Source organism: Corallococcus praedator (assembly GCF_003612125.1).
In the GTDB taxonomy this organism is placed as follows: Bacteria; Myxococcota; Myxococcia; order Myxococcales; family Myxococcaceae; genus Corallococcus; species Corallococcus praedator.
Genome location: NZ_RAWI01000600.1, coordinates 1 through 3,978, shown reverse-complemented (window position 1 = coordinate 3,978; position 3,978 = coordinate 1). Strand labels below are relative to the sequence as shown.

The 3,978-nt window shown below is 68.0% G+C and carries 3 protein-coding genes, 1 tRNA gene and 1 pseudogene; 4 read left to right on the top strand and 1 reads right to left on the bottom strand.

Translation table 11 applies throughout. From position 1 onward, the window contains the following. Positions 1 to 54: 54 nt before the first annotated feature. A pseudogene (locus D7Y13_RS39510) lies at positions 55 to 269 on the bottom strand (IS1182-like element ISStau7 family transposase); the annotation flags it as partial. Here D7Y13_RS39510 and D7Y13_RS39505 point away from each other — a divergent pair. The 4 genes from D7Y13_RS39505 to D7Y13_RS39490 form a co-directional block, all read left to right on the top strand. Next, positions 182 to 802, top strand: coding sequence for an Imm49 family immunity protein (locus D7Y13_RS39505; RefSeq protein ID WP_341870471.1), 621 nt, complete (start codon positions 182 to 184; stop codon positions 800 to 802). The pseudogene D7Y13_RS39510 and the gene D7Y13_RS39505 overlap by 88 nt on opposite strands. 365 nt (positions 803 to 1,167) lie before the next feature. Then, complete coding sequence (locus D7Y13_RS39500) at positions 1,168 to 2,640, top strand: hypothetical protein (protein ID WP_120630995.1); 1,473 nt, start codon at positions 1,168 to 1,170, stop codon at positions 2,638 to 2,640. A gap of 319 nt (positions 2,641 to 2,959) precedes the next feature. Beyond that, positions 2,960 to 3,033: transfer RNA gene (locus D7Y13_RS39495), tRNA-Ile, on the top strand. A 410-nt stretch (positions 3,034 to 3,443) separates the two neighbouring features. Continuing rightward, on the top strand, positions 3,444 to 3,978 hold a 535-nt coding region (locus tag D7Y13_RS39490), incomplete at its 3' end, for a bifunctional transcriptional activator/DNA repair enzyme AdaA (protein WP_120630994.1).

Sequence of the window (3,978 nt, the reverse complement as noted above, 5' to 3'; positions counted from 1 at the left end):
GCCCCCGCGCTCAATCGCATCACCATGCTGCCCTAGAGCGCCGAACAGGTCAGGTCACGACGCGCGAAGGTAACGCGCGGCGACTTCGAGGTTTTGGACGACCGCGAGTCGCCTGATGTCAAAGAGGGGTTGCGGCGCGTGCCTCGGTAACGGGCCTTCGGGCCCTGGCGGTTGGCGAGATGTGCCAAGCGATGTTCGACGCCGACACGCTCGCGGAGTTGTGCGCGGCCCGCGCGCGACTGCAGACGTGAGCGAAGGCGCTTCTGGAGCCATCCCCAACTCGCTGAACCTCCTCTTCGCATCGGAGCGGTTGAAGGGCTTCCTGGAGGAGCGCTCGGACGCCCGTATCGAGTTTCTTCCCATCAAGCTGCTGGATCAGAAGGACAGGTTGGTTCCGGAGCCGTACTCCCTCCTGAACGTGCTGGGGGTCGTGGAGTGCGTGGACCTTGAGAAGTCGAAGTACATGCGGTCGGCAATCGACCCGAACTTCATCGCCCGGTTCTTCCTCCTGGTCCTGGATGAGGATCGGATTCCGCTGGCGCCACGTGTGCGAGTCTGCCAGGCCCTGCTGGCTCGTGACCCGGAAGCCTTCCCCGCCGCGCTTCTGGAACTGCTGGAGCGACATGGCGCCTGGTTCCGCGCCAGGGCGGGCACGCTGCAGGCGCGCGCCCCCAGCTTCGAACTGGAGCGCGCCGTCTGCGTGGAAGGGCTTGCGCTGCTGCGCCTCGCCGCACTGCACGAGCTTTCAGCCGACCAGGAGGCAGAGTACCCATTGCTTCCCAGCATCGCCCGGCTGAGCTGATACGAGAGCAGGATCCGCATCCGTCGTTGGAGGGCGAGAATACACCGGGCGTGCAGGCCACTTCGTCACCGTATGTGAGAGTGCTCGCATTTCAATATTCGCTCATCGGTCGCCAGGGCCCCCAACCGTTGCATTCTGCTCGCGCGGAAGGGACGTGCGGACACTGACCCGCCAGGGGGACAGGGAATAGATCCAGGCGCTGTCCAGAAAAAGGGGGCCATCGCATCGCTCGTGCTGTCCACCTCCCTGAGTCAGGGGAGCGCCCTTGTCGCCCAGCCGAGGTTTGAAAAGCGGGCGTCAAGGTTTCGACACCACGGGAGGCGTGCGCGACGTCTCCCACCGCGAATAGAAGAGACCGGAGTCACATGAGAGTCTATTTCCGTTGCGTCTCGCTGTTCGTGATGGGACTGGTCCTGTGTGAGTTCGGCTGCGCGGTCTGCACCCTGGGGGCGCCCCCCTCCCCGCGGAATCCGACCGCGGGGGCTTCGCGCATCATGAGCTGGAGCAAGCCCCAGCGGCTCTCCGCCGGGCCGTCGCTTTCGTGGGAGCACACGCGCGCGGTGGCGGGCCCCTCCGGGAGCGCATTCGCCGTCTTCGCGCATGTCACGACCGAGAACGCTCCCCACGACTACACGGCCCTCTACGCCAGCCGCTATGCCGCTACGTCCGACACATGGACGTCCGAGCAGCCGCTCCAATCCCAACCCGGCAACCTTCTCCGGAGCAGTCTGGCCGCGGATGAACAGGGAAATGCCCTCGCTGTCTGGCTCCAACAGACCCCGGCCGGCAACACCTTCTTCGCGAGCCACTTTTCGGCGGCGACGGGCCAATGGAGCCTCGCGCTACAGCTCACGTTCCCCGTTGACGACACACCCACCATGCGTCTGGCCATGTCCCCCACGGGCGATGCGGTCTTCGTCTGGACAACGCTCTGCAAAACGCTGTGCAAGCCCGTCGAGCACCGGGTGATGGCCATGCGCTATGTGGTGGCCAGCAACCGGTGGATCCAGCCGCCGGTGCCCCTCAACTCGGCGCGTGACACCCCGTCTCTCTGGCCCGCCGCCGCCCTCGACGCGAACGGCAGCGCGCTCGTGCAGTGGCAGCAGGCGGACGCCCGCGGTACCCAGGCCATTCATGGCAGCTCGTTCAACGCCGACAAGTTCCAGTGGTGTGCCGATGCGATCCTGAGCCGGGCGAACTACGGCGCGGCCTCGACGCCCGCCATCGCAATGGACGCGTCGGGCAACGCGCTCGCCGTCTGGCCACAGCGCTTCTCGACGCTGACCGGCCAAGAGATGCAGGGAATCGACGCACGCCGCTACGACCGTGAGAGCAACACATGGCAGCCCGCCGAGCGCATCGACTCGCACATCTCCGACTACGGAGGCATGTTCAACCCGTCCATCGTCGTCGCGACGAACACGGGCGATGCACTGGCCGGCTGGCTGTACATCCCCCACCCCCCGCCCCTCACCGGGGCCGCCGAGGGACGCGTGTACAGCGCGGCGAAGGAGGCCTGGGACATCCGTCCGCGCTTCGACCGCAGCGTCGACCCGAACAACCCGCGGCTCGGAGGCACCGTGCTGGGCGGATTTCCAGTGCTCGCCTCCGACCCGGCCGGTGACCAGGTCGCCCTCTGGGCACAGTCCGACCACACGGCCTGGGCGAGCTACCTCTATGCCCCTGGCAACTTCCGGCCCCCGGAGCCCCTGCGGTCCGCGCCGGGAGCTGTCGTGCGCGCCATCACGGGGGCCATCGACCTGAATGGGCATGCAACGGCTGTGTGGATCGAGACAGCCGCGGATGGCGACAGCCTCTGGGTCGCTCGCTACCAGTAGCCCTGGTGACCTCACTGCTCATGACCGTGGGCGTGTACGGACCGGTGGCGGGCATCGTGAAGCTGAGCATGGGCCGTGTCCGTGCCTGGCGTGCCACGGTGCCAGCGTGGGATGCCGCTACGAGGGAAGCGTGAACTTCCCCGTCGTGAGCATCTGCTCAATCCCGGCTCCTGGAGCCCTGTTGCCCAGGCAAGCAGCCGGTCCAAGGGTGCATGTCGGAAGGTGGCCCCCTCCCGCGGCCCTGTCAGGAAGGGCCCAGACGCTCCGTCCGAAGTTCTTGCGGTCACGGCCCTGGCCCGGTATACGGGCCGGGCTTCACGGCCAGGTAGCTCACCTGGTTAGAGCGGCGGTCTCATAATCCGCAGGTAGTCGGTTCAAGTCCGACCCTGGCCACTGCCCCGTCCCCGGTTCTACTGGGGGCGGGGCATCTTTTTTTCCCGGAGTGCGGATCGCCCCCTTGTGGCCCCTGCCCCTTTCGGGGGATTGCCTGGAAGCCCTCCCTGCGTTCCGATTCTTTCGGGAGCGACGTGCGCCACCGCTGCTCCGGGGGTTCGCACCATGCTGGAAGGCATCGAACTGAAGGCCCGGGCCTCGGCTGTGCGCTGGGGCCGGTGGCGGCTGGCGCCCTTGGGGTTCTGGAGCATGCCGCGCTGGGCAAGCACGAGACGACCGCGACCGTGGGCCGAGGAGAGACGACGGCCCTGACGGTGAGGTGGTAGGCGGGCAACCCTCCAGGTCGTCCTGACGACGTCCACGTCCGAAAACGGCCAGACAACCCCGGTCCGCCGTGGGACCTTTGTCCCATGAACGGCCTGGACCCCGCCGCCTGCTACCGCGCGCTCACGACGCGGGACGCCCGCTTCGACGGGCGCTTCTTCACGGCCGTGAGGACGACGCGCATCTACTGCCGCCCCGTCTGCCCGGCCCGCGCCCCCCGCTTCGAAAACTGCGCCTTCTACCCCTCCGCCGCGGCCGCCCAGGAAGCAGGGTTCCGCCCGTGCCTCCGCTGCCGGCCGGAGACGTCTCCCACGCTCGCCCCCTGGCGCGGCACCTCCGTCACCGTCTCCCGCGCCCTGGCCCTCATCGCCGACGGCCTGCTCGACGCCGATGACGGGAACGTCGAAGCGCTGGCGGACCGGCTCGGCGTCGGCGACCGCCAGTTGCGGCGCCTGTTCCAGCAACACCTGGGGGCCTCCCCCGTCGCCGTGGCTCAGACGCGCCGCGTCCTCTTCGCCCGCCAGCTCCTCCACGAAACGCACCTGTCCATGGCCGAGGTCGCCCTCGCCTCCGGCTTCGGCAGCGTCCGGCGCTTCAACGCCGTCTTCCAGGCCCTCTACC

Bases quoted from the DNA above. Each gene is read 5' to 3' on its own strand.
- D7Y13_RS39500 (WP_120630995.1), top strand. From the start codon at position 1,168: ATGAGAGTCTATTTCCGTTGCGTCTCGCTGTTCGTGATGGGACTGGTC.